This is a genomic window from Streptomyces sp. NBC_00045 (assembly GCF_045041095.1).
GTDB lineage: Bacteria > Actinomycetota > Actinomycetes > Streptomycetales > Streptomycetaceae > Streptomyces.
Map to the genome: position 1 here is coordinate 4806366 of NZ_CP108271.1, position 24553 is coordinate 4830918.

Annotated in this window: 26 protein-coding genes; 15 read left to right on the forward strand and 11 right to left on the reverse strand. The window is 71.7% G+C overall.

What is annotated here, in order from left to right; translation table 11 throughout:
- Positions 1 to 172: 172 nt before the first annotated feature.
- Positions 173 to 358 (forward strand): hypothetical protein, encoded by a 186-nt coding sequence (locus OHA65_RS22675; RefSeq protein ID WP_327284941.1) that lies wholly within the window; start codon positions 173 to 175, stop codon positions 356 to 358.
- Between the two features lie 67 nt (positions 359 to 425).
- On the opposite strand, the gene OHA65_RS22680 is transcribed toward OHA65_RS22675, so the two are convergent.
- On the reverse strand, positions 426 to 983 hold the full coding sequence (locus tag OHA65_RS22680; protein ID WP_327284942.1) for a hypothetical protein: 558 nt from the start codon (positions 981 to 983) through the stop codon (positions 426 to 428).
- A 157-nt stretch (positions 984 to 1140) separates the two neighbouring features.
- Here OHA65_RS22680 and tsaB point away from each other — a divergent pair, with 157 nt between their 5' ends.
- From tsaB to OHA65_RS22705, 5 genes are all read left to right on the forward strand, one after another.
- Positions 1141 to 1803 carry a tRNA (adenosine(37)-N6)-threonylcarbamoyltransferase complex dimerization subunit type 1 TsaB gene (tsaB, locus tag OHA65_RS22685; protein WP_327284943.1) on the forward strand — a complete coding sequence of 221 codons (663 nt, stop codon included), beginning with the start codon at positions 1141 to 1143 and terminating at the stop codon, positions 1801 to 1803.
- Entirely contained in the window at positions 1800 to 2324 is a 525-nt protein-coding gene (rimI, locus tag OHA65_RS22690; protein ID WP_327284944.1) for a ribosomal protein S18-alanine N-acetyltransferase, read from the forward strand. Before tsaB ends, rimI begins: the two co-directional genes overlap by 4 nt.
- Complete coding sequence (tsaD, locus tag OHA65_RS22695; protein WP_327284945.1) at positions 2317 to 3429, forward strand: tRNA (adenosine(37)-N6)-threonylcarbamoyltransferase complex transferase subunit TsaD; 1113 nt, start codon at positions 2317 to 2319, stop codon at positions 3427 to 3429. The genes rimI and tsaD overlap by 8 nt, the downstream gene beginning before the upstream one ends.
- Positions 3429 to 3701, forward strand: coding sequence for a hypothetical protein (locus OHA65_RS22700; protein ID WP_327284946.1), 273 nt, complete (start codon positions 3429 to 3431; stop codon positions 3699 to 3701). The genes tsaD and OHA65_RS22700 overlap by 1 nt, the downstream gene beginning before the upstream one ends.
- Before the next feature lie 107 nt (positions 3702 to 3808).
- Complete coding sequence (locus OHA65_RS22705; protein ID WP_327284947.1) at positions 3809 to 4438, forward strand: hypothetical protein; 630 nt, start codon at positions 3809 to 3811, stop codon at positions 4436 to 4438.
- On the opposite strand, the gene OHA65_RS22710 is transcribed toward OHA65_RS22705, so the two are convergent.
- Positions 4425 to 5606, reverse strand: coding sequence for a THUMP-like domain-containing protein (locus OHA65_RS22710; protein WP_327284948.1), 1182 nt, complete (start codon positions 5604 to 5606; stop codon positions 4425 to 4427). The genes OHA65_RS22705 and OHA65_RS22710 overlap by 14 nt on opposite strands.
- A gap of 101 nt (positions 5607 to 5707) precedes the next feature.
- On the opposite strand from OHA65_RS22710, the gene OHA65_RS22715 reads away from it, so the two are divergent.
- Both OHA65_RS22715 and OHA65_RS22720 read left to right on the forward strand, forming a co-directional pair.
- Complete coding sequence (locus OHA65_RS22715; RefSeq protein ID WP_371644532.1) at positions 5708 to 6667, forward strand: polysaccharide deacetylase family protein; 960 nt, start codon at positions 5708 to 5710, stop codon at positions 6665 to 6667.
- Positions 6664 to 7533: a polysaccharide deacetylase family protein gene (locus OHA65_RS22720; RefSeq protein WP_405762337.1), complete on the forward strand. Its 870-nt coding sequence runs from the start codon at positions 6664 to 6666 to the stop codon at positions 7531 to 7533. Before OHA65_RS22715 ends, OHA65_RS22720 begins: the two co-directional genes overlap by 4 nt.
- 1 nt (position 7534) lies before the next feature.
- On the opposite strand, the gene OHA65_RS22725 is transcribed toward OHA65_RS22720, so the two are convergent.
- Genes OHA65_RS22725 through OHA65_RS22740 form a run of 4 tightly spaced genes read right to left on the reverse strand, consistent with a single transcriptional unit; the run spans position 7535 to position 12385 of the window.
- On the reverse strand, positions 7535 to 8950 hold the full coding sequence (locus tag OHA65_RS22725; RefSeq protein ID WP_327284951.1) for an FtsW/RodA/SpoVE family cell cycle protein: 1416 nt from the start codon (positions 8948 to 8950) through the stop codon (positions 7535 to 7537).
- Positions 8938 to 10212 (reverse strand): LCP family protein, encoded by a 1275-nt coding sequence (locus tag OHA65_RS22730; RefSeq protein ID WP_327284952.1) that lies wholly within the window; start codon positions 10210 to 10212, stop codon positions 8938 to 8940. Before OHA65_RS22730 ends, OHA65_RS22725 begins: the two co-directional genes overlap by 13 nt.
- Positions 10213 to 10269: 57 nt before the next feature.
- Positions 10270 to 11703: a HAMP domain-containing sensor histidine kinase gene (locus OHA65_RS22735; RefSeq protein WP_327284953.1), complete on the reverse strand. Its 1434-nt coding sequence runs from the start codon at positions 11701 to 11703 to the stop codon at positions 10270 to 10272.
- Positions 11696 to 12385, reverse strand: a complete 690-nt coding sequence (locus tag OHA65_RS22740) for a response regulator transcription factor (RefSeq protein ID WP_405762338.1) — start codon at positions 12383 to 12385, stop codon at positions 11696 to 11698. Before OHA65_RS22740 ends, OHA65_RS22735 begins: the two co-directional genes overlap by 8 nt.
- Positions 12386 to 12841: 456 nt before the next feature.
- Between OHA65_RS22740 and groES the strand changes: the two genes are divergently transcribed.
- Positions 12842 to 13150: a co-chaperone GroES gene (gene groES, locus OHA65_RS22745; RefSeq protein WP_030154760.1), complete on the forward strand. Its 309-nt coding sequence runs from the start codon at positions 12842 to 12844 to the stop codon at positions 13148 to 13150.
- A gap of 125 nt (positions 13151 to 13275) precedes the next feature.
- Entirely contained in the window at positions 13276 to 14904 is a 1629-nt protein-coding gene (gene groL / locus OHA65_RS22750) for a chaperonin GroEL (RefSeq protein WP_327284955.1), read from the forward strand.
- A gap of 126 nt (positions 14905 to 15030) precedes the next feature.
- Here the strand turns inward: groL and OHA65_RS22755 are convergent, their stop codons facing one another.
- The 3 genes from OHA65_RS22755 to OHA65_RS22765 form a co-directional block, all read right to left on the reverse strand.
- Entirely contained in the window at positions 15031 to 15720 is a 690-nt protein-coding gene (locus OHA65_RS22755; RefSeq protein ID WP_327284956.1) for an ester cyclase, read from the reverse strand.
- A gap of 106 nt (positions 15721 to 15826) precedes the next feature.
- Positions 15827 to 16600: an SDR family oxidoreductase gene (locus tag OHA65_RS22760; RefSeq protein ID WP_327284957.1), complete on the reverse strand. Its 774-nt coding sequence runs from the start codon at positions 16598 to 16600 to the stop codon at positions 15827 to 15829.
- A 115-nt stretch (positions 16601 to 16715) separates the two neighbouring features.
- Positions 16716 to 17513 carry an MOSC domain-containing protein gene (locus OHA65_RS22765; RefSeq protein WP_327284958.1) on the reverse strand — a complete coding sequence of 266 codons (798 nt, stop codon included), beginning with the start codon at positions 17511 to 17513 and terminating at the stop codon, positions 16716 to 16718.
- A gap of 80 nt (positions 17514 to 17593) precedes the next feature.
- Between OHA65_RS22765 and OHA65_RS22770 the strand changes: the two genes are divergently transcribed.
- Positions 17594 to 18493 carry a LysR family transcriptional regulator gene (locus tag OHA65_RS22770; RefSeq protein ID WP_327284959.1) on the forward strand — a complete coding sequence of 300 codons (900 nt, stop codon included), beginning with the start codon at positions 17594 to 17596 and terminating at the stop codon, positions 18491 to 18493.
- Positions 18494 to 18607: 114 nt separating this feature from the next.
- On the opposite strand, the gene OHA65_RS22775 is transcribed toward OHA65_RS22770, so the two are convergent.
- Complete coding sequence (locus tag OHA65_RS22775; RefSeq protein WP_030864318.1) at positions 18608 to 18934, reverse strand: WhiB family transcriptional regulator; 327 nt, start codon at positions 18932 to 18934, stop codon at positions 18608 to 18610.
- Positions 18935 to 19313: 379 nt separating this feature from the next.
- Here OHA65_RS22775 and OHA65_RS22780 point away from each other — a divergent pair, with 379 nt between their 5' ends.
- The 4 genes from OHA65_RS22780 to OHA65_RS22795 all read left to right on the forward strand — a co-directional run bounded on the left by OHA65_RS22780 (position 19314) and on the right by OHA65_RS22795 (position 23901).
- A complete protein-coding gene (locus OHA65_RS22780) occupies positions 19314 to 19925 on the forward strand; it encodes a response regulator transcription factor (RefSeq protein WP_003948568.1) in 612 nt (203 codons plus the stop codon).
- A gap of 367 nt (positions 19926 to 20292) precedes the next feature.
- The gene (locus tag OHA65_RS22785; RefSeq protein WP_405762340.1) at positions 20293 to 20922 is read left to right on the forward strand and encodes a sigma-70 family RNA polymerase sigma factor; all 630 of its coding nucleotides are present in this window, start codon (positions 20293 to 20295) and stop codon (positions 20920 to 20922) included.
- Positions 20923 to 21099: 177 nt separating this feature from the next.
- Complete coding sequence (gene guaB, locus OHA65_RS22790; RefSeq protein ID WP_327284961.1) at positions 21100 to 22599, forward strand: IMP dehydrogenase; 1500 nt, start codon at positions 21100 to 21102, stop codon at positions 22597 to 22599.
- 177 nt (positions 22600 to 22776) lie between these two features.
- Complete coding sequence (locus tag OHA65_RS22795; RefSeq protein ID WP_327284962.1) at positions 22777 to 23901, forward strand: GuaB3 family IMP dehydrogenase-related protein; 1125 nt, start codon at positions 22777 to 22779, stop codon at positions 23899 to 23901.
- Positions 23902 to 24000: 99 nt separating this feature from the next.
- On the opposite strand, the gene OHA65_RS22800 is transcribed toward OHA65_RS22795, so the two are convergent.
- On the reverse strand, positions 24001 to 24480 hold the full coding sequence (locus OHA65_RS22800; RefSeq protein ID WP_327284963.1) for a hypothetical protein: 480 nt from the start codon (positions 24478 to 24480) through the stop codon (positions 24001 to 24003).
- Positions 24481 to 24553 lie beyond the last annotated feature (73 nt).

The window sequence follows — 24553 nt, forward strand, 5'->3', positions numbered from 1 at the left end:
CGCGCTAGAACCGGCGGGCGAGGACCGGCGGACGGGGCAGGGGGACCGCGGGAAATCGTACCGACAACTCGTCGGCAAGATATTGCGCCGACGGAGTCGGGCGTGGTCACATGGTACCGAGGGCTGGTTAGGCCTACCTAAGTACGGGCCGGCCCCGGGCCAGGAGGCAGCCATGTCCGCAGCAGGAGCGCAGCGCCACCCCCGCCCGTCCGTCGTGCCCATGGGGGCTCTGCTCGCAGCGGGGGCCGCCGCCACCGCCGTATCGACCCCGCCGGGCCGCGAGCACGCCCCGGACGCGCCCGAAGACGCCGTGGCCCAGGTGCGCGAACAGGCCGCCCCGGAGTCCGAGGCGGCCTGAGGTCTGCACGCGCCGTAGCCCGTGCGGGTGAATCCGCGGCCGGCCGCCCGTCAGGGGCGACAGGGGGTCAGGGGAGGACGACGACCTTCGAGTTGAGCGTCGCGAAGGACCACATCGCATCGCCGTCGGTCCGCGTCATGCGGATGCCGCCGGTCTTCTTGTTCGGATCGGGCTCCGGCATCTGGCCGTCCACCCGGGCGCTGAACCCGACCACGACACCGTCCGCGGTGGCGAACCGCACGACGTGCTCGATCGGCACCCCGTCCGAGCCGGTGACCGCGCCCGAGCGCGAGTTCACCAGGTACGTGCCCGGCAGCGGGTGGGCCGTGCTGGGCTTGACCACGAACGACTTCGGCTCCTGCCCGCCCTCGCCGACCAGCCACACCCGCTTCAGGCTCACCGAGTACACGACCCGCGAGCCGGTGCCCGAAGCGTTCGGCACCGCCACCGGCTTCGCCTCCTCGCCCGCGTGCGCGGACGGGACGGGGGAAGGGGCCGCCACCTGCGGGGCCGCCTTCGCGGGGTGCGCGGGCGCGGTCGCGGAGGCCTGGTATCCGAGGAAGCCGACGACGGCGATCGCCGCGACGGTGAGCCCGGCCACGATTCCCGAGCTGCTGCGTGCCACCTTGCTCCACCTCTCCCGTGCTTCCCCAGTGCCGGGGCGCCGTCCGGGCAGCTTGCCCCGGCCCGGAACCCGGCCGATACCTGGGTCGAAGGTAGCAGCCGGGGTGCCCCGTGACCGGCCGCGAGGGCCCGGCCCCCCGGAGTCGTAGGCTGTTCGCGTGCTCTTGCTCGCTGTAGATACCGCCACGCCCGCCGTCACCGTCGCCCTGCACGACGGCGAGTCCGTCCTCGCCGAGTCGAACCAGGTCGACGCCCGCCGCCACGGGGAGCTCCTGCTGCCCTCCGTCGACAAGGTGCTCGCCGAGGCCGGGCTGAAGCTCGACGCCCTCACCGGCATCGTCGTCGGCGTCGGCCCCGGCCCCTACACCGGGCTGCGCGTCGGCCTCGTCACCGCCTCCACCTTCGCCACCGTGCTCGGCATCCCCGTACACGGCCTGTGCACCCTCGACGGCCTCGCGTACGCCGCGGGCGCCGCCGGGATCGAGGGCCCCTTCACCGTCGCCACCGACGCGCGGCGCAAGGAGGTCTACTGGGCCCGGTACGAGGACCCGCGCACGCGCGTCGGCGAGCCCGCGGTGGACCGCCCGGCCGACATCGCCGAGCAGGTCGCAGGCCTGCCCGCGGTGGGCCAGGGCGCGCTCCTGTACCCGGACGTCTTCAACGACGCGCGGGCTCCCGAGCACCAGAGCGCCGCCGCGCTCGCCTCCCTGGCCGTGGAACGGCTCGCGGCAGGGGCGGAGTTCCTGCCTCCCACGCCGCTCTACCTGCGCCGGCCCGACGCGCAGGTGCCCAAGAACTACAAGGTGGTCACCCCGCAGTGACCTCAGTGACCGCAGTGCTCCGCGAGATGCGCTGGTGGGACATCGAGCCCGTGCTGGACCTGGAGCACGAGCTGTTCCCCGAGGACGCCTGGTCCGCGGGCATGTTCTGGTCCGAGCTCGCCCACGCCCGCGGCCCGCACGCCACCCGCCGCTACGTCGTCGCCCAGGACCCGGGGACCGGCCGCATCGTCGGCTACGCCGGGCTGGCCGCCGCCGGCGACCTGGCCGACGTACAGACCATCGCGGCCGCGCGCGACCAGTGGGGGACCGGGCTCGGCGCCCGGCTCCTCACCGACCTGCTGCGCGCCGCCACCGCATTCGAGTGCGCCGAGGTGCTGCTGGAGGTACGGGTGGACAACACCCGGGCCCAGAAGCTCTACGAGCGCTTCGGCTTCGAACCGATCGGCTTCCGGCGGGGCTACTACCAGCCCGGCAACGTCGACGCGCTCGTGATGCGCCTTTCCGATCCCGCTAGCTCCGTCACCGCAGACGGACCCGTACAAGGTGAGACCCATGGCTGACGAACCGCTCGTCCTCGGCATCGAGACCTCCTGCGACGAGACCGGCGTCGGCGTGGTCCGCGGCACGACCCTGCTGGCGGACGCGATCGCCTCCAGCGTCGACGAGCACGCGCGCTTCGGCGGCGTCGTGCCCGAGGTGGCCTCCCGGGCACACCTGGAGGCGATGGTCCCGACCATCGAGCGCGCCCTGAAGGAGGCCGGGGTCAGCGCCCGCGACCTCGACGGCATCGCCGTCACGGCGGGTCCCGGCCTCGCGGGGGCGCTGCTGGTGGGCGTCTCGGCCGCCAAGGCGTACGCGTACGCGCTGGGCAAGCCGCTGTACGGGGTGAACCACCTGGCCTCCCACATCTGCGTGGACCAGCTGGAGCACGGCCCGCTGCCGGAGCCGACCATGGCGCTGCTGGTGTCCGGCGGGCACTCCTCGCTGCTGCTCGCCCCGGACATCACCTCCGACGTACGGCCGCTGGGCGCGACCATCGACGACGCGGCGGGCGAGGCCTTCGACAAGATCGCGCGCGTGCTCCAGCTGGGCTTCCCCGGCGGCCCGGTCATCGACCGGCTCGCGCGCGAGGGCGACCCGAAGGCGATCAACTTCCCGCGCGGGCTGACGGGGCCGCGCGATGCGGCGTACGACTTCTCCTTCTCCGGGCTCAAGACGGCGGTCGCCCGTTGGATCGAGGCGAAGCGGAACGCGGGCGAGGAGGTGCCGGTGCGCGATGTGGCGGCGTCCTTCCAGGAGGCCGTGGTGGACGTGCTGACCCGCAAGGCGATCCGCGCCTGCAAGGACGAGGGCGTCGACCACCTCATGATCGGCGGCGGCGTGGCGGCCAATTCCCGGCTGCGCTCGCTCGCGCAGGAGCGGTGCGACGACGCGGGGATCATCCTGCGGGTGCCGCGGCCGAAGCTGTGCACGGACAACGGCGCGATGGTCGCGGCGCTGGGCGCCGAGATGGTCAAGCGGAACCGGCCGGCCTCGGACTGGGACCTGTCGGCGGACTCCTCGCTGCCGGTGACGGACCCGCACGTGCCGGGCACGGCGCACGGGCACGGGCCCGGCCATGACCACGACCACGTGCACGAGTTGAGCAAGGACAACCTGTACTGATGGGCACCGTCGCGCTGATGTGGGAGGCCCGGGCCGCCGCCGGGCGGGGCAACGAGCTGCTGGAATGGGCCCGTTCGCAAGTGCTGGCGCGCGAGCCGGTGCGCCGCGAACTGTTGCGGGCCCCGCAGGACCGGGTGCTGGTCGTCACCTGGTGGGAGGCGGCCGAGGGCGTGGCGGCGGAACTGCCCGAACTCCCCGAGCCCGCCGATGACCTGATCACCCGCCCGGTACACCGCTGGCGGTTCGAGTCGGTGGAGACCATCGGGAGTTGACGCGCGGCCGACTCCCGGGGCCCGGCGCACGGGAGCCGGACCGTGGGGGTCCGCTCTCCAGCGACTCCGGAGCGGGCCTGTGGCAGAGTGCGGATATCGTCATGTGCATGCCTCGCCGTGACCTGCCGCCTCCGCCGCCCCCCGCCCACATGCGCGCTTGGCTGGACGCGAACGCCGTACGGGCCGACCGCGCGCGGTTCCTCGACGAGCTGGGCCGACGCAGCCTGGGTGTGGGGCGGTTGCTGCTGCTCTGGGCCGTCGCCGCGGTCTTCGCGCTCGGCTGGTCCTTCGTCGGCATGGCGCTGATGTCCTTCGAGACGCCCGGCGACCCGCTCTCGTACGTGTTCGGCCTGATCTTCGCCCTGCTCGGCGCGGGCGTGCTGATCCCGGCCGGGTTCTGGTTCGCCCGGGGCGCCAAGCGGGACCGGCTGGTGCACCGGCTGCTGTGCGCCTGGGCCGAGTCGGACCGCGATCCGGCCGCCGACGCCCGGGTCCGTGCCCCCGGCCGCAGCCTGACCTGGCTGCTGGCCTCCTTCGTGCTCGGCGCGTTCGGGCTGTACGTGACCTTCGGGTCCGCCGTGTCGGCCCGCCCGGGCAGCACCACGTACGGAGAGGTCACGTACTACATGGGGCTCGGCATGATCCTGTGGATCACCGGCCTGCTGGGCCTCGGCAAGGCCGGCGCGCACTACCGGTGGGCGGTGCGCGCCTTCCGCGGCGGCCCTACGGTGCGCTGACGGGCGAGCCGATCAGCATCGACGGGGCGCCCGCGACCCGGGTCAGGAAGACGGTCGCCGAGTGCGGCCCCTGCGGCTTGACCTTCTTGCGCAGCTCCTCGGGCTCGATGGCCGAACCGCGCTTCTTGACGGTCAGGACGCCCACCTCGCGCTCGCGCAGCAGCGCCTTCAGCTTCTTGAGGCCGAACGGCAGCACGTCGGTGATCTCGTACGCGGTGGCGTAAGGCGTCGCGCGCAGCTCGTCGGCGGTGATGTACGCGATGGTCGGGTCGATGAGCCGGCCGGCCAGCTGCTCGGCGGCCTCGGCGACGAGGTGGGCGCGGATCACGGCGCCGTCGGGCTCGTAGAGGTAGCGGCCGACGGGCCCGGCCTCGGGGTCGGGCAGCGGATCGGCGGTGTGCAGGGTCCGAGGACCCGGCAGCAGGGTGGCGCGTACGGTGCCGGGCGCCGTCCCGAACCACAGCACGGCCTCCTTCACGTCCCCGTGGTCGGAGATCCACTCGGCCTCGGCCTCCGACGGAACGGCCTCGTGCGGAATCCCGGGGGCGATCTTGATGGCCGCGTACTCGGCCTTGCGGGCGGCCTCGACGGCCCACGACAGCGGCGGCGAGTAGCTCTCCGGGTCGAAGATCCGGCCACGGCCGCTGCCACGCCGGGCGGGGTCGAGGAAGACGGCGTCGTACCCGGAGGTGTCGACGTCGGTCACGTCCGCCTCGCGGACCTCGATGAGCTCCGTCAGCCCCAGTGCCTCGGCGTTGGCGCGGGCGACGGCGACGGTCAGCGGGTCGCGGTCCACGGCCAGCACGCGGATGCCGAGCCGGGCCATGGCCAGGGCGTCCCCGCCGATGCCGCAGCACAGGTCGGCGACGCTGCGCACGCCGAGTGCCGCGAGCCGCTCGGCGCGGTACGAGGCCACCGAGGCGCGGGTGGCCATCTCGCCGCCGCCGGGCGTGAAGTACATCCGGAACGCGTCCTCGGCACCGAACTTCGCCACTGCGCGCTGGCGCAGCCGGGCCTGCCCGAGCGCGGCGGAGACCAGTGCGGCGGGGTGTTCGCGGCGCAGCCGGGTGGCGACGGCGAGTTCCTGTGCCGGGTCGTGGTCGCGGAGCGAGTCGAGGAGGGCGCGGCCCTCGGGCGTGAGGAGCGCGGCGAAGTCTTCGGGGGTCACCGGTTCATTGTCGGTCAGTGTGGGCCACTCGATGGAAGGTCGTCTTCCGTCGGCGGTGTCGGCGGGGCGGCGCGCAGGGCCGGGTGCCAGGATGCGCTGCTATGCAGCTAGTCAGACAAAAGGAACATAAGACGCTCCATGGTCACCGGTCCGCGGCTGGTCCGCGCGGCCGCGTTGGGGTGGCACTGGCCGCACTGCTGGTCGCCGCCCTCGGAACGGCATGCGGCTCCGGCACGGACTCCGGTGCGCCCGCCAAGACCAACGGCGCCAAGACCGGCAAGGGCGCCGAGACCGTGGGCGCGGGCGGTGCGGTCGCCGGCTCGGCCGAGCAGCTGAAGGCCGCCCAGCAGGCCCGCGTCGCCGCGGCCAAGAAGTGGAAGCTGGCCAAGCCGCCGCTGACCGCGCCGCCCGCCCCGAAGACCAAGCCCGAGATCAGCGCCCGCGAGGGCTTCGAGGTCGAGGGCCAGGAGGACCTCCCGCCCGTCTTCACCACCGTCCCCACCGAGGAGAAGGTCGTCTTCCTGACGATCGACGACGGCGCGGAGAAGGACCCCGAGTTCCTGAAGATGATGCAGGAGCTGAAGATCCCGTACACGGCGTTCCTCAGCGACTACCTCGTCCGCGACAACTACCCCTACTTCAAGGAGATGCAGGCCGCCGGCGTCACCTTGAACAACCACACCCTCAACCACCGGTACCTGCCGGCCCTCTCGTACGAGGAGCAGCACGAGGAGATCTGCGGCCAGCAGGACACCATCCAGAAGCAGTTCGGCAAGCGGCCGACGCTGTTCCGGCCGCCGTACGGCAACTACAACCAGGACACGCTGCGCGCGGCCAAGTCCTGCGGCATCAAGGCGGTTCCGCTGTGGAACGCGGAGGCCTTCCCGAACCGCATGGACTGGCGCGAGTGGGACCGCGACCTCCACCCCGGGGACATCATCCTGACTCATTTCCGAGGGCGGGAGGACTGGAAGGGGTCCATGCCTGACATGATCCGTCATGTCATGAAGACCGTCACGGACAAGGGGTACGCCGTGGCCCGCCTGGAGGACTACTTGTGAGGCACACGCGCCGGTTGGTAGCCGGATCGCTGGCGGCCGGCGCGCTCGCGCTGTCCCTGACGGGGTGCGGGAACAGCGTGGACCCGATCGAACGACTGGGCCGCAAGACGACGGAGGCGCAGCAGTCACCGACGGCGACCCCGTCGCAGTCGGCGACCGCAGGCGCGCCGGGGGACGAGGCGTACAAGAAGTGGGGCCTGTCGGCCCCGCTCCAGTTCGCCCCGAAGCCGGCCCAGAAGCCCGCCCTCGCCCCGGCGGTCCCGGGCAAGGCCCAGGTGGTGGACCGAATACCCGTCCCGGCCACCGACAAGGTCGTCTTCCTGACCTTCGACGACGGCGCGGAGAAGGACCCCGAGTTCCTGAAGATGGCGGCCGACCTCAAGCTGCCGATCAGCATGTTCCTGACGGACAACATCGCCTCGTCGGACTACGGGCACTTCGAGAAGCTCCGCGACAACGGCTCAGGCAGCACGATCAACAACCACACCCTGACGCACCCGAACCTCCGGACCCTGCCCTTCGCGGCGCAGAAGAAGGAGATATGCGGCCAGCAGGAACACCTGGAGAAGCGCTTCGGCGCCAAGCCGACCCGCTTCCGCCCGCCGTACGGCAACTACAACGACGACACCCTCAAGGCCGCCTCCGAATGCGGCATCTCGCAGGTCATCCTGTGGCGCGTGTCGATGCAGATCAACAACTTCCAGTACGCCGAGGGCTCCGCCCTCAAACCGGGCGACATCATCCTGGCCCACTTCCGCGGCCCGTCGGAACTCAAGGGCGCGACGGAGATCCAGATGACGACCCGCATGCTCCAGCGCATCCAGGAACAGGGCTACCGGATAGGCCGCCTGGAGGAATACCTCTGAATCACCCGGCACCCACCGGCGGGAGCGCCGCCACCACCGGGGTGATCGTCGTCTCCGCCGGGCCGCGGACGTCCGCCTCGCGTTGGCGTTCCGTGCTGTCGCTGATGCGCAGGAGCAGGGCGATCATGATCCAGTTGGCCAGCAGGGACGAGCCGCCCTTCGCCAGGAACGGCAGCGCCTTGCCGGTCAGGGGGATCAGGCCCGTCACACCGCCCGCCACCACGAAGACCTGGAGCGCCAGCGCCGCCGACAGGCCCACCGCCAGCAGCTTCCCGAACGGGTCGCGGGCACCCAGGGCCATCCGCAGCCCCCGCTGGACCAGGAGCGCGTACAGCACCAGTACCGCCATGACCCCGGCCAGGCCGAGCTCCTCGCCCACCGTGGTCAGGATGAAGTCGCTGCGCCCCGCGAAGCCGATCAGCTCCGGGTGGCCCATCCCCAGCCCGGTGCCCGACATGCCGCCCGTACCGAAGCTGAACAGCGCCTGTGCGGACTGGTCCGAGATGACCCCCGGCGGCCGGTCCTTCCAGTAGTACGACAGCGGTTCCAACCAGGCGGCCACGCGCCCCTTGACGTGCGGTTCCGTGGAGCCCACCACGAAGGCGCCCACACCCGCCATGAGCAGGCCGGTCACGATCCAACTGGTGCGCTCGGTGGCGACGTACAGCATCACCACGAACACGCCGAAGAAGATCAGCGACGTACCCAGGTCGCGTTCGAAGACCAGCACCAACAGCGACACGATCCACACCGTGATGATCGGCCCGAGCTGCCGCATCGGGGGCAGCCGCACGCCGAGGAACTTCCGGCCCGTCAGGGCCAGCGAGTCGCGGTGGATGACCAGGTAGCCCGCGAAGAAGACCGAGATCATGATCTTCACGAACTCGCCCGGCTGGAGCGAGAACCCGAAGAGGATGATCCAGCGCTTCGCGCCGTAGGTGTCCGCGCCGAAGAACGCCGGCGCGATCAGCAGCACCAGTGCGACGACCATCGTGATGTAGATGAACCGCTGGAGCAGCCGGTGGTCGCGCAGCAGGGCCACGACCGCGAGGCAGGCGGCCACGCCGATGACCGTCCACAGCAGCTGCCCGGGTGCGTTCGCGTCGCCGCCGTACCGCGCGATGTACGACTGGTCGAGCCGGTGCAGCAGGACCAGCCCGAGCCCGGACAGCAGCATCGCGAGCGGGAGGACCAGCGGGTCCGCGTACGCCGCGAACCGGCGCACGCCCAGGTGCCCGACCATCGCCAGCAGCGTCATGCTGATCGTGAAGCCGGCGAGGTTGGCGGGCAGTTCGCCGTTCATCGCCAGGCCGGCGCTCGCGTGCCCGAAGACGGTGAGCGCCACGACGAAGACGAGGAGCAGCGCCTCGGTACGGCGGCGGGCGCCCGCCGTGGTGAGGGGCCTCAGTCCACGCACGGGATGCCGCCACCATCGCGGGCGGGGCTGCTGCTCGCCCCCGCCGGGGCGGTCGGATCCGGGGCGGCCGGATCCGGTGCCGGACCCGAGCCGGCCGCACCCGACGCACCCGATGCGCCCGGTGCCGGTGGCGTCCCCGGTGCGTCGCTCGAACCCGGAGCGGTCGCGGAGGCGGAAGCCTGCGGTCCGATCTGCTCGGCAATGAGGCGCTTTATCTTCATATCGTCTACGACGTTTATGTCCTCCCCATGGTTCCTTCCGAACCGCTCGACGGGCAGTGTCGTGAACGCCACTTTGCCGCCGGACAGGTTCTTCGCCTGCTTCACGAACGCCAGCAGGTCCCAGCCCTCGTCCGTCACCACGTCCTGTTTCGCGGCGTCGACCAGTTTCATCAGCTTGACCGGATCGGTGAAGGTCCCGGCCGAGTTCAGCTTCTGCGCGGCTCCCGCCAGGAAGGCCTGCTGGCGCTTCGTCCGGTCCAGATCGCCCATGTCCAGGCCGTGCCGCTGCCGTACGAAGGCCAGGGACTGCTGACCGTTCAGGCTCTGGCGGCCCGCCGGGAAATCGGCGCCCGAGTACGCGTCCCGCACCGGCTTCTTCAGGCACACGGGTACGCCGCCCAGCGCGTCCGCCAGGTGGTAGAAACCAGCCAGGTTGAGTTCGGCGAAGTGATCGATCGGGACGCCCAGGAAGTTCCGTACCGTCTCGATCTGCGCCGTGCGGCCCGCCTCCCGCCCCGCGCGCTCCAGTTCCCGCGCGTCCTCGACCCCCCGGGCCGTCAGCCGCTCCTCCTCCGCGGCCTTCGCCAGCCCGTACGCCTTCTTGATCTTGTCTTTCCCCCGGCCCGGGAGGTCGACGAAGTCGTCGCGCGGGACCGAGAAGGCCTTCGCCCGGCTGCCGTCGCCGGGGACGTGGAGCAGGATCAGCGTGTTCGCGTTGTAGCCGCCGATGTCCGAGCTGCCGGCGTGCAGTTTGTCGAGGACCGCCTCGGGGAGCTTCTCGCCGTTCTGGTCGCGGCGGCTGTCCAGGCCCATCAGCAGGATGTTGGTGTCCCCGTGCTTCGACTTCTCGGCGCCGTGGAGGGCCTTGGAGCTGCCGATGCTGCCGGCGAGGTCCCGGTACGCGTACCAGGCACCAGCGGCGGCCACGGCGGCCAGCGCGCAGACGGCGACGAGCAGGGTGCGGGCGGTGCGGCGCGGCCGGTGCCGCTGCCGGCGGGGGCGGCGGGCGGGACGGCTGGGCTTCCTCCGGTGCGCGCTCATGCCAGTCGATGGTGGGGGAGGGGTGCTGAAGAAGTCCTGAGGGTCCTGAAGGCGCGTTCAGGACCCTGAGCAGGAGTCCGAGGACGAGACCGTCCCGCGCGGCAGGCGCAGGACCACGCGGGCACCGGAGCCGCCGCTTCCCCTGTCGCTTCCGTTGTCGCTTCCGCTGGCCGCGCGCGGCGGCACGGCACGGGCGTCGCCGCCGTGGGCGCGGGCGATCTCACGGACGATCGACAGGCCGAGGCCGGTGCCGCCGGCGGTGCGGCCGCGGTCCGCGTCGAGCCGTACGAACCGCTCGAAGACCCGGTCCCGGTCCGGCTCCGCAATGCCCGGGCCGTCGTCCTCGACCTCCAGAACCGCCCAGCCGTCGCGCTCCGCGGACGGCTCGGTGGCCGCCCGTACGACGACCCCCGTACGGGCGTGCCGCAGCGCGTTGTCCACCAGGTTCGCCAGCGCCCGCTCCAGCCGCGCCGGGTCCCCGGCCGCCGGTACGGGTGCGGGCGCCTCCAGCCGGAGCGGGACCCGGGGCGCCGGGCGCCGGGCCAGGTCCTCCGCGGCCAGCAGGGCCAGGTCCACGGGCTCGGTCCGCGGTACCGGGCCGCCGTCGAGCCGGGCCAGCAGCAGCAGGTCCGCGGCGATGCGCTGGAGCCGCTCGGTGTCGGCCAGCGCGGCGGCGACGGACCCCCGGTCGGGGCGGCCCGTGGCCAGGGCCACCTCCAGCCGGGCCCGCACCGCGGCGAGCGGGTTGCGCAGCTCGTGAGAGGCATCGGCGGTGAACTGACGCTGCCGGGCGTCGGACCGCTCCAGCCGGTCGAGCGTGTCGTTGACGGTCCGGGCCAGCTGCGCGATCTCGTCCGCCCCACCCGGATCGGGAACCCGCCGGTCCAGCTCGCTCGCGGTGACCGCCGCCAGGCCGGTCCGGATCGCGGTGACCGGCCGCAGCGCATGCCCCGTCACCCACCAGGCCAGGGCCGCCGCGAAGCCGATCAGCGGGGGTGCGCCGGCCAGCAGGCCGAGCGCGATGGCCCGTGTCGCGTCGTCGACGTCGCCGAGCACGGTGACGGCGTACACCTCGTGGGCTCCCGGCGCCTCGACCACGACCACCGCACGCCGTTCCGCGCCGGGGTGCGCGGGTGCAAGGACCGCGGAACGGGAGTCCTCGCCGGGTGCGCCGGGCGGCGGAGGGCGCAGACCACCCAGGTCGGGGGCGTCCCCGAGGTCCCCGGTGGAGGCGACGGTCCGGCCCTGCGCGTCCCGTACGAGGACCAGGTCCACCCCGCTCTCCGGCGCGGCCAGTCGGCCGCCGGGCGGTACGCCGTCGCCCCGGAGCTGGGCGGCGACCTTGCGGGCGGCGAGCTCGGTGCGGCCGGTGGTGTTGTCGAGGAGGTTGGCCCGCAGCAGCGTGTAGAGCCACAGACCGCCGGCGGCCAGGACGGCGGCCATGGCGAGGGCCGCGGCCACGGCCGCGCGGCGCCGGAGCGGGCTAGCCACCGTCCTGGGCCATCCGGTAGCCGGTGCCGTGGACGGTCAGGATCGAGCGACGGCCGAACGGCGCGTCGATCTTCTTGCGCAGCGAGGAGACGTACACCTCGACGATGTTCGGGTCGATGGCGTGCGGGGTGTCCCAGACCTGGTCCAGGATGTCCTGCTTGGCGACGGCCCGGCCGGGCTGCTCCATCAGGCAGGCGAGCACGCCGAGCTCGCGGGCGGTGAGCTCGATGTCGTGCGTGCCGCGGCGGCAGCGGCGGGCGGCGGGGTCGAGGAGGAGGTCGCCGGCCTGGAAGGTCGAGGGGCCCGCGGCGGCCGTGGGGGCGGCCGCGCGGCGGGCGAGGGCGCGCAGGCGCGCGGCCAGAACGACGAACGAGAACGGTTTGGTGAGGTAGTCGTCGGCGCCGGAGTCGAGGCCTTCGGCCTCGTCGTACTCGCCGTCCTTGGCGGTCAGCATGAGCACGGGCGTGGGGTCGCCGTCGGCGCGCATGCGGGCGCAGATCTCGTAGCCGCTGATGCCGGGCAGCATCAGGTCCAGGAGGACGGCGTCGTACGGACCGGTGCGGACGAGGTCCAGGCCGCGGTGGCCGTCGTGGGCGACGTCGACCCAGTGGCCGTCGGCGGAGAGGCCGCGCCGCAGGGACTCGGCGAGGCCTTCTTCGTCTTCGACCACGAGAATGCGCACCCCACCAACTTTCACACACCCCCACCCCGAGCCGGGGCCTCCGGCCGGGTCGGCCCCACCGGACGGTGGTCGTGGGCGGGTGCGGCGCCGTGCCGGGGGCGCTGCCCCCGAACTCCCGCGCCTCAAACGCTGGCGGGGCTGGGTTTGCCGGGCGGCCGCCGGAGCGCGCGGCGGTCATGGGCGCCGCCCCGTGCCACCGCGCCTCAAACGCCGGTGGGGCTGGAATTGCAGGGGTTCGGGGTGCCCGGGGAGCCCCCGGATGCCGAAGACGCAGCGGAGCGTGTTGGCACTCCGCTTGACCGAGTGCTAATCACCGGAATAGTCTCGCACCTGGCACTCACCCCCGGTGAGTGCCAACACAGCGACGGGCAGGTCCGGCACCCGCGACGACGGATCCACCTGGTCGCCACCTCAGACAGTTAGCCCCGTGAGATCTCCGAAGGGGGAGGTCGGATCGTGACGACCACCAGCTCCAAGGTTGCCATCAAGCCGCTTGAGGACCGCATTGTGGTCCAGCCGCTCGACGCCGAGCAGACCACGGCTTCCGGCCTGGTCATCCCGGACACGGCGAAGGAGAAGCCCCAGGAGGGCGTCGTCCTCGCCGTGGGCCCGGGCCGCTTCGAGGACGGCCAGCGTCTTCCGCTGGACGTCAGCGTCGGCGACATCGTGCTGTACAGCAAGTACGGCGGCACCGAAGTGAAGTACAGCGGCGAGGAGTACCTCGTCCTCTCGGCTCGCGACGTGCTCGCGATCATCGAGAAGTAAGACGTACAGCGTCATTCGCTTCACCTGTATTGCTTGAGCTGCGCCCCTGGTCACCCCGCTGATTGCCGGGCGGCAAGGGGCGCAGTTCGTTAAACCCGAGTTTTCGAGAGGGCTGAACCGCTCCCATGGCGAAGATCCTGAAGTTCGACGAGGACGCCCGTCGCGCCCTCGAGCGCGGCGTCAACAAGCTTGCCGACACGGTCAAGGTGACGATCGGCCCCAAGGGCCGCAACGTCGTCATCGACAAGAAGTTCGGCGCCCCCACCATCACCAACGACGGTGTCACCATCGCCCGCGAGGTCGAGCTGGACGACCCGTACGAGAACCTGGGCGCGCAGCTCGTGAAGGAGGTGGCGACCAAGACCAACGACATCGCGGGTGACGGCACCACCACCGCCACCGTGCTGGCCCAGGCGCTGGTCCGCGAGGGTCTGCGCAACGTCGCCGCGGGTGCTTCCCCGGCCGCCCTGAAGAAGGGCATCGACGCCGCGGTCAAGGCCGTGTCCGAGGAGCTCCTCGCGACCGCCCGCCCGATCGAGGACAAGTCCGACATCGCCGCCGTGGCCGCGCTCTCCGCGCAGGACCAGCAGGTCGGCGAGCTCATCGCCGAGGCGATGGACAAGGTCGGCAAGGACGGTGTCATCACCGTCGAGGAGTCCAACACCTTCGGCCTGGAGCTGGAGTTCACCGAGGGCATGGCCTTCGACAAGGGCTACCTCTCCCCGTACATGGTCACCGACCAGGAGCGTATGGAGGCCGTCCTCGACGACCCGTACATCCTGATCAACCAGGGCAAGATCTCCTCCATCCAGGACCTGCTGCCCCTGCTGGAGAAGGTCATCCAGGCCGGCGGCTCCCGCCCGCTGCTGATCATCGCCGAGGACGTCGAGGGCGAGGCGCTCTCCACCCTCGTCGTCAACAAGATCCGCGGCACCTTCAACGCGGTTGCCGTCAAGGCCCCGGGCTTCGGCGACCGCCGCAAGGCGATGCTCCAGGACATGGCCACCCTCACCGGTGCCACCGTCATCGCCGAGGAGGTCGGCCTCAAGCTCGACCAGGCCGGTCTCGACGTCCTCGGCTCTGCGCGCCGCGTGACCATCTCCAAGGACGACACCACGGTCGTCGACGGTGGCGGCAGCTCCGACGAGGTCCTCGGCCGCGTCAACCAGATCAAGGCCGAGATCGAGTCCACGGACTCGGACTGGGACCGCGAGAAGCTGCAGGAGCGCCTGGCGAAGCTCGCCGGCGGCGTCTGCGTCATCAAGGTCGGCGCCGCCACCGAGGTGGAGCTCAAGGAGAAGAAGCACCGCCTTGAGGACGCCATCTCGGCGACCCGCGCCGCGGTCGAGGAGGGCATCGTCTCCGGCGGTGGCTCCGCGCTCGTCCACGCCGTGAAGGTGCTGGAGGGCAACCTGGGTCTGTCCGGCGACGAGGGCACGGGTGTCGCGGTCGTCCGCCGCGCCGCCGTCGAGCCGCTGCGCTGGATCGCCGAGAACGCCGGCCTTGAGGGCTACGTCATCACCTCGAAGGTGGCGGAGCTGGAGAAGGGCAACGGCTTCAACGCCGCTACCGGCGAGTACGGCGACCTGGTCAAGGCCGGCGTCATCGACCCGGTCAAGGTCACCCGTTCCGCGCTGGAGAACGCCGCTTCCATCGCCTCCCTGCTGCTCACGACCGAGACCCTGGTCGTCGAGAAGCCGGCCGAGGACGAGGGCGACGCCGGTCACGGCCACGGTCACGGCCACAGCCACTGACCCGTGTAGTCGAACGGAGGAAGGCCCCGGTCGTCGCCGCCAACGCGGTGGTGACCGGGGCCTTTCCCATGGGTTCGGGGGTTCGGGGGTGCGGAGGGTTCGGGGGCGCGGGGGTGCGGGAGGCGGTTACATCGCGCCCAGTTCCCTCATCAGGCGCATGGCGTCGTAGTGCCACCAGCCTTCTTTGATCATTCCGTCCTCGCACCGGAAGACCGTCGTACCGGTCATCGTGCACGTCTTGCCGGTCGGGCTGATCCCCATGAACTCGCCCTTGTGCTTGCCGGTCCAGGTCCACATCGTGGTGACGTAGTCGTCCTGCGCCATCTGGGCGTCCCGCGTGAAAGTGAAGTCGAACGCGCTGCGCCACATCCCGACGTCCTCGCGGATGCCGTCGCGGCCCATCTTGTCCACGGGGTTGCTGATGTCGTGGTCCCGGTAGTCCGCCGCGAAGATCTCGTCCACGACGGACATGTCGCCCTTCATGGCGACGTCGTCGTACATGCGGTTCGCGAGCAGCGTGTTGAGGTGCTCGTCGCGGATGACGTCCAGGTTGGTGAACCTGGGCATCCCGTCGCAGAGGGCCATCATCTCCTGGAACATCTTGTCCGTCTCGGGGAGGTGAGAGTTCTTCATGGCCGCTTCGTACGACGGGAATTCGACGACGTCCACGAAGTGCGTGTCGGATTCGCGGTCCCTGCCCACGACGGTGTGGGACACGGTGCGCTTGCCCTTCGTCTTCGCCAGGTACCGGTCGATGACCTCGTTGACGGCATCCGGCTTGCTGGTCTCGTAATCGACTATTTGTACGAATGTCATGGTGTGCTCCCGGGCTGGATGGGACACGTCCAGTTTAGGGAGATTTCACCCGGTCGGCCGGTTTCAGGGCCGGCCTACCCGCAGGTCACTTGGGCGGTCACCCGCACTACTGCGGACCGTACTTGCGGCCCGTGCGCGAGGACACCCCGCCCAGTAGCCCGCGCGGGGTCAGCTTCACCACGCCCATCAGCGCCTTGTACCGCGGGTCCGGGATCGAGACGGTCTTGCCGCGCGCCAGGTCGGCCAGGGCCGCGGCGACCAGCTTGTCCGCGTCCAGCCACATCCAGTTGGGGATGTTGTCCGTTCCCATGCCGGCGCGCTGGTGGAACTCGGTCCGTACGAAGCCGGGGCACAGCGCCATCAGCCGTACGCCCGATCCCCCCAGGTCCTTCGCCGCGCCCTGGGTGAACTGCACGACCCACGCCTTGCTCGCCCCGTACGTCCCGCGCGGCACGAACGCCGCCACCGAGGCCACGTTGATGACGCCGCCGCGCCCGCGCGAGCGCATCGACTCGGTGGCCGCCGACGTCAGCCGCAGGACGGCCTCGATGTGCACCTTCAGCATGGTCAGCTCATCGGCCATGGAGACTTCGAGGTACCGGCCCTTGTTGCCGAAGCCCGCGTTGTTGACCAGCAGGTCCACCGGGTGCGTACGGTCGCCGAGGCGCTGTTCCACCGCCGCGATGCCTTCGTCGGTGGACAGGTCGGCGGTCAGCACCTCGGCCTCGATGCCGTGCCGGTCGTGCAGCTCGGTGGCCTGCTCGCCGAGCCGCTTCGTGTCGCGGGCCACCAGCACGAGGTTGTGGCCCTGGGCGGCGAGCCGCCGGGCGAAAGCGGCGCCGATGCCCGCCGTGGATCCCGTAATCAACGCAGTCGTCATAGGCGCAACCTAGCCGCCCCCGGCGACAGCTCAAGTGGAGCCCGCCGGGCGGTACCCCTTCGTGACGCAGCGCGGCGCGGACCGTCGCTTCCCGCTGCGGAACCGTTACTTCCGGCTACTTGTCGGCCACTTCCCGGGCCGGCGCGGCCGCATCGGCGCCGACTCCCGGGCCGGTACCCGCACTTCCCGTACGCACCCGTGCCCGCTCCCCGTACTTCTCCAGGTACGAGCGGACCGCCTCGTGCCCCGCCGGCTCCATCGCCGCGCCCGCCGCCAGGGTGCGCGGGAGCAGCGACCGCTCGGTGGTGAAGGCCCGGAACCAGAGCTCCACCGTCACGTCGTGGTCCGGGCGGTGGAGGACCTCGACGCGGTCGCCGGGGGAGACCGGACCCTCCTGGACCACGCGCAGGTACGCGCCCGGCCGCGCGGCCCGTGTGAACCGCTTGACCCAGGCCTTCTCGCCGAGGGCGCCCTGGAAGGTGCGGCACGGGATGCGGGCCGAGGCCACTTCGAGGACGAGGTCCGCGCCGACCCGCCAGCGCTCGCCGAGCAGTGCGCCGGTCAGGTCGAGGCCGGTGGTGGTGAGGTTCTCGCCGAAGAGCCCGGCGGGCAGCGTGCGGCCCAGCTCGCGTTCCCACCAGTCGAGGTCCTCGCGCGCGTAGGCGTAGACGGCCTGGTGGTCCCCGCCGTGGTGGCGCAGGTCGCAGACGGCGTCGCCGTCGAGTCCGCCGGCGCCGATGCCCTTGGGCCCGGGGGAGGACACCCGGACCGGGCCGGGGACGGGGCGCTTGCCGATGCCGGTCGCCCCGCCCTCCGCGTCGGTGTAGTCGACGGCCGTCGCGCGACCGAGGTTCACGGAGAGGACGCGCCGGGGCGCCACGGGGGCGGGGGCGGCGGAGGTGATGGGGGCCATGCGGGACACGCTAGCCCAGCCCCCTCAAAGGGGCACGGGAATATTGGCGCTGCGATCAAAGTGGGGCTTATGCTTCAAGGATGATCGAGGCACGTCATCTCCGGGTACTGCGCGCCGTCGCCGGCACCGGATCCTTCTCCGCCGCCGCCCGCGAGCTCGGCTGCACCCAGCCCGCCGTCTCCCAGCAGATGAAGGCGCTGGAGCAGTCGGCCGGCACCCCGCTGCTCATCCGGGCCGGCCGCGAGATGCGGCTGACCCAGGCCGGCACGGCCCTGGTCCGGCACGCCGCCGGGATCCTCGCCGGGCTGACCGCCGCCGAGGAGGAGGTCGCGGCCATCGCCGGGCTGCGCGCGGGCCGGGTCCGGCTGGTGTCCTTCCCCAGCGGGAGCTCCACGCTGGTGCCCACCGCGCTCGCCGCGATGCGCGCCGAGCACCCCGGCACCCGGATCTCGCTGGTCGAGGCGGAGCCGCCGCGGTCGGTGGAGATGCTGCGCGAGGGCGACTGCGACCTGGCACTGGCCTTCCGGTACGGCGGGGCTGCGGGTTCGGCCGCGGAGTGGGAGGACCTCGTCGTACGGCCGCTGCTCACGGACCGGCTCGTCGGGCTGGTCCCCGAGGGGCACCGGCTGGCCGGGGCGGAGCGCGTGGGCATGGCGGAACTGGCCGACGAGCCCTGGATCGCGGGCTGTCCGCGCTGTCGCCGCCATCTGGTGGAGGTGTGCGAGGCGGCGGGCTTCACCCCGCGCATCGACTTCGCGACCGACGACTACCCGGCCGTGGTCGGCCTGGTCGGCGCCGGACTGGGCGTCGCGGTGCTGCCGGAGCTCGCCGTGGAGTCCGTACGGGCCAAGGGCGTGAGCACGGTGGCCGTGGAGCCCGCAGTGGAGCGGGAGGTCGTGGCGCTGACCCTGCCAGACCTGGCCCGGGTGCCGGCCGTTGCGGCGACGCTGGCCGAGCTGGAGCGGGCCGCCACGCGCTGACCTTTGACCGTACGGGAGTACGGCGGTACGGCCGATCGCGTGGCGTTCCGGTCCGTGACCCGGGTCGGGCGGCCAGGAGAAACGTTCCTTCGTGCGTTTCGGCGAATCCGCGGATCAGTGCGGGGGCAGGGGTCCGATCGTGCTCGACGCGGGGATCAGGCGATGGCGTGCGCGTCCCATCAGCTCTTCGCGCTCGTCTTCGGTGAGGCCGCCCCACACCCCGTAGGGCTCGCGGACGGCCAGTGCGTGCGCGGCGCATTCCGAGCGCACCGGGCATCTCATGCAGACCTCTTTAGCCGAGGCCTCGCGCGCACTCCTGGCCGCGCCCCGCTCGCCTTCCGGGTGGAAGAAGAGGGAGCTGTCGACCCCCCGGCAGGCGGCCAGCAGCTGCCAGTCCCAGAGGTCGGCGTTCGGTCCGGGGAGGCGGGAGAAATCTGCCATGGGTAGTCCTCTTGGTGCCGGTACTGAGACGGATACGGTCCAAGTCTCCACACCTACTGTCGTAGTAGATGTAAATATGACTCATTGGGAATCTAGCCTCAGACACGTGCCAAACGGAAGGAAAGCCGCCAAATAGGGCATAGCTCCAGATGGAGGACGCGCGGCGAGTGGCAGCCGCGTCGTGATCGCATCCTCACGTAGAGTGCCGAAGGTGTCCGTCCGACCCGTAACTCTTTCGAGTGACCATCGTTGAGAGTGCGAAGGCGGTTGAACCAAGAAGTTCCCGGACAGGTGTCCGAGGGCATCGACCGCACAGGTGACGATACGTACCAGCCTGGAGGCTCAAGGTGACGCGCATCAGCAGCTGCGGAGGGCGGTCATGACTTCCGTCCTCGTCTGCGACGACTCCCCGCTTGCCCGAGAGGCGCTCCGTCGCGCGGTTGCCACCGTGCCCGGCGTCGAGCGTGTGACGACGGCTGCCAACGGCGAGGAAGTCCTCCGCCGCTGGGGTGCCGACCGCTCCGACCTGATTCTGATGGATGTACGGATGCCGGGGCTGGGCGGTGTGGAGACGGTGCGCCGGCTGCTCTCGGCCGATCCGGGCGCCCGCATCATCATGCTGACGGTCGCCGAGGACCTGGACGGGGTGGCCCTCGCGGTCGCCGCCGGCGCCCGGGGCTATCTGCACAAGGACGCCTCGCGCGCCGAACTGCGGGCCACGGTCACCCAGGCCCTCGCCGACCCGACCTGGCGACTGGCCCCGCGCCGGCTCCGCTCGGCCGAGATGGGCGCCGCGCCCACGCTCACCGCGCGCGAGATCCAGGTCCTGGAGGGCATGAGTCACGGCCGGTCCAACGCGGAGATCGGGCGCGAGCTCTTCCTCTCCGAGGACACGGTCAAGACACACGCCCGCCGACTGTTCAAGAAGCTGGGCGCCTCGGACCGGGCGCACGCCGTGGCGCTCGGATTCCGCTGGGGCTTGGTCCGCTGACCGTGAGCCCGCAGGCCGGAGGCTGAGAGCGGTCCCGTCCGCCACCGGCGGGCGGGGCGCCGTGCCGAGGCCGGCGGCCCGTCGGCCACGGCCCGTTCCCTGCCGATCCGGCCCGTCCGTTCCCGTCCCGCCGTACCCGGTGCGTACCCGGGGACGGGCGGGGCACAATCGGGGGACGTGTCGCTTCGCGCGCGATGCCGCATGCTTGAGGTGTGGCGCATTTTCTGGGATGGGGCCTCGGGGAGTATTCGGTCGAGCGGGAGGGGAGGGCGCAGTGACGAGCTCAGGCGCACCCGCTCATAACGCTTCGACGCACAACACGGGCCGTGGTGCCGCGAATGCCCCGGCGCCAAGGCACCATGGATTGATGCGCGACGACGAGGCCCCGGGGGCACCCGCGGCCACAGGTTCCACCGGCGCCGCCAAGGGCGGCAGCGCCGGGGCCGTCAGCGCGCTCGTACGCCGTGCGGTGGAGGGCGACGAGCAGGCCACGCACGACCTGCTCGCCTTCGTGCACCCGCTGGCCATCCGCTACTGCCGTGCCCGGCTCTCGCGGCTTCCGGGCGACGCCCGCCACTTCGTGGAGGACCTCGCACAGGAGGTCTGCGTGGCCGTGCTGATGGCGCTGCCGCGGTACCGGGACACCGGCCGGCCCTTCGAAGCCTTCGTCTTCGCCATCGCCGCGCACAAGGTCGCCGACCTCCAGCGGGCCGCCATGCGGCACCCGGGGAGTACGGCCGTGCCCTCGGACGAGATGCCCGAGCGGCCGGACGACTCGCTGGGCCCGGAGGAGCGGGCGCTGCTGAGCAGTGACGCCGCCTGGGCCAAGAAGCTGCTGGCCAACCTTCCGGAGAACCAGCGCGAGCTCCTCGTACTGCGGGTGGCGGTCGGGCTGACCGCCGAGGAGACCGGGCAGATGCTCGGGATGTCCCCCGGCGCGGTGCGGGTGGCACAGCACCGTGCGCTCAGCCGGCTGCGGGCGCTCGCCGAGCAGTAGCCGGGAGCAGTGACCCGGAGACGATCGGGGCGGACGTGCATGTTCCGCCGAGATCCCGCTGCCTATCAATAGTAGGAAGCCACGAAACTTGGGCTTGATTGAGCTCGTGGAATGAGACGCGCCGCGATCCCGTTAGCATGGAGACCCGCGCTGAGCAAGACCATTTGGGAAGGTGTCATGACCGCCGACGGAGTGCCCGACAAATTCGCCACGCTCGGACTGACCTACGACGACGTGCTGCTGCTGCCGGGCGCGTCCGATATGGCGCCGGACGAGATCGACACCTCCTCCCTCATCTCGCGGAACGTGCGCGTGAACGTTCCGCTGCTCTCCGCCGCGATGGACAAGGTCACCGAGGCCCGCATGGCCATCGCGATGGCCCGCCAGGGCGGCGTCGGCGTCCTGCACCGCAACCTGTCGATCGCCGACCAGGCCAACCAGGTCGACCTGGTCAAGCGCTCCGAGTCCGGCATGGTCACCGACCCGATCACGGTGCACCCCGACGCGACGCTGCGCGAAGCCGACGAGCTCTGCGCGAAGTTCCGCATCTCCGGGGTCCCGGTCACCGACCCCGCCGGCAAGCTGCTGGGCATCGTCACCAACCGCGACATGGCCTTCGAGTCGGACCGCAGCCGCCAGGTGCGCGAGGTCATGACCCCGATGCCGCTGGTCACGGGCAAGGTCGGCATCTCCGGCGTGGACGCCATGGAGCTGCTGCGCCGCCACAAGATCGAGAAGCTTCCGCTGGTCGACGAGGCGGGCATCCTCAAGGGCCTCATCACGGTCAAGGACTTCGTCAAGGCCGAGAAGTACCCGAACGCCGCCAAGGACAAGGGTGGCCGCCTCCTGGTCGGCGCCGCGGTCGGCGTCGCCGGTGACGCGTACGACCGCGCCCAGGCCCTGATCGAGGCGGGCGCCGACTTCATCGTCGTCGACACGGCCCACGGCCACTCCCGCCTGGTCGGCGACATGGTCGCCAAGATCAAGTCGAACGCCTCCGTCGACGTCATCGGCGGCAACGTCGCCACCCGTGACGGTGCCCAGGCGCTGATCGACGCCGGCTGCGACGGCATCAAGGTCGGTGTCGGCCCCGGCTCCATCTGCACCACCCGCGTCGTCGCCGGCATCGGCGTCCCGCAGGTCACCGCCATCTACGAGGCCTCGCTCGCCGCGAAGGCGGCCGGTGTCCCCGTCATCGGCGACGGCGGCCTCCAGTACTCCGGCGACATCGCCAAGGCGCTCGTCGCGGGCGCCGACACGGTGATGCTCGGCTCGCTGCTCGCGGGCTGCGAGGAGTCCCCCGGCGAGCTGCTCTTCATCAACGGCAAGCAGTTCAAGTCGTACCGCGGCATGGGCTCGCTCGGCGCGATGCAGTCCCGCGGCGACCAGCGTTCCTTCTCCAAGGACCGCTACTTCCAGGAGGGCGTGGGCGGCGACGACAAGCTCATCCCCGAGGGCATCGAGGGCCAGGTCCCCTACCGCGGCCCGCTCTCCGCGGTCGTGCACCAGCTCGTCGGAGGCCTGCGCCAGTCGATGTTCTACGTCGGCGGCCGCACCGTGCCGGAGCTCCAGGACCGCGGCCGCTTCGTCCGCATCACCTCGGCGGGCCTCAAGGAGAGCCACCCGCACGACATCCAGATGACGGTCGAGGCGCCGAATTACTCCCGTAAGGGCTGATCAGGCTACGAGCGACGGTGAAGGGCGGCCCCGGGTTACCGGGGCCGCCCTTCACCGTTCCCGGGCGGGCCGCCGCCGGAGCGGCTGGATCGGGCGTCCGTACGGCGGTCACCGGAACGCGCGGGGCCGGGGTTCGGGGATACTGGACGGGCAGACCCAGAGGAAAGGCCACCACACGTGACTGAGATCGAGATCGGGCGCGGCAAGCGCGGCCGCAGGGCGTACGCGTTCGACGACATCGCCATCGTCCCGAGCCGGCGTACGCGGGACCCGAAGGAGGTCTCGATCGCCTGGCAGATCGACGCCTACCGCTTCGAGCTCCCGTTCCTCGCCGCCCCCATGGACTCGGTCGTCTCCCCGCAGACCGCCATCCGCATCGGCGAGCTCGGCGGCCTCGGCGTGCTGAACCTCGAAGGCCTGTGGACCCGCTACGAGGACCCGCAGCCGCTGCTCGACGAGATCACGGAGCTGGACGAGGAGTCCGCCACCCGTCGTCTCCAGGAGATCTACTCCGCCCCCATCCAGGCGGACCTGATCCGGCAGCGCATCAAGGAGGTCCGCGACTCCGGTGTCGTCACCGCCGCCGCGCTCTCCCCGCAGCGCACCGCCGAGTTCTCCAAGGCCGTCGTCGATGCGGGCGTGGACATCTTCGTGATCCGCGGCACCACCGTGTCGGCGGAGCACGTCTCCGGCGCCGCCGAGCCGCTGAACCTCAAGCAGTTCATCTACGAGCTCGACGTCCCGGTCATCGTCGGCGGCTGCGCCACGTACACCGCGGCCCTGCACCTGATGCGTACCGGCGCCGCGGGCGTCCTGGTCGGCTTCGGCGGCGGCGCCGCGCACACCACGCGCAACGTGCTCGGCATCCAGGTCCCGATGGCCACCGCCGTCGCGGACGTGGCCGCGGCCCGCCGCGACTACATGGACGAGTCCGGCGGCCGCTACGTGCACGTCATCGCCGACGGCGGCGTGGGCTGGTCGGGCGACCTCCCCAAGGCCGTCGCCTGCGGTGCGGACGCCGTGATGATGGGCTCCCCGCTGGCCCGTGCCACCGACGCGCCCGGCAAGGGCCACCACTGGGGCATGGAGGCCGTCCACGAGGACGTGCCGCGCGGCAAGAAGGTCGACCTGGGCACGGTCGGCACCACCGAGGAGATCCTCACCGGCCCGTCGCACATCTCGGACGGCTCGATGAACCTCTTCGGCGCGCTGCGCCGCTCGATGGCCACCACGGGCTACAGCGAGCTCAAGGAGTTCCAGCGCGTCGAGGTCACGGTCGCGGACTCGCAGCACCGCCGCTGACCCCCGCGTACGCCTAAGGGCCGGCCCCGGACGGGGCCGGCCCTTAGGCGTACCGCGGTCCGGCGGGTGGGCCGGCCTGCGGGTGCGTGGCGCCAGGGGTCAGTCGCTCGCCTTCTTGGCCGCGCCGAAGGCCACGAAGCCGCCGATGGCGAGGAAGACGTAGTCCATGGCGTCCGCGCCCTCCTGCCAGATGTCGTTCAGGCCGCCGACGCCCGCCTTGTCGAGCACCTCGCCGAGGCCGACGTTGCCGTAGTCCGCGAGTGCCAGTGCGATGAAGAACAGCTGGCCCAGGTAGACGGCGCCGAGGGAGAGGACCGCGCCGGCCACGGGGAGCACCGGGTTCCTGCCGCCGAGCTTGCCCGCGGCGAAGCCGACCAGCAGGCCGACGCCGACCGCCGCGTAACCGACCTGGCGGTCGATCGCGTTCATGATCGCGCCGTACGCGGCGGCCGCGGCCAGGGCGGCGACCACGGCCGCGACGATGCCCAGGCCGATGTTGCCGCTGCGGGCGGGCTCGGCGGGGTACGGGGCGGCCGGGGCCGCGGAGTCGGGCGCGGGCGGCTGGACGTGCTGGCTCATGAAGAAATCCCCCCCAGGGATTCGGGCATGCGCAGCTCCGCGGTCACCGGGGCGCATGTATGTGCGAGATAAG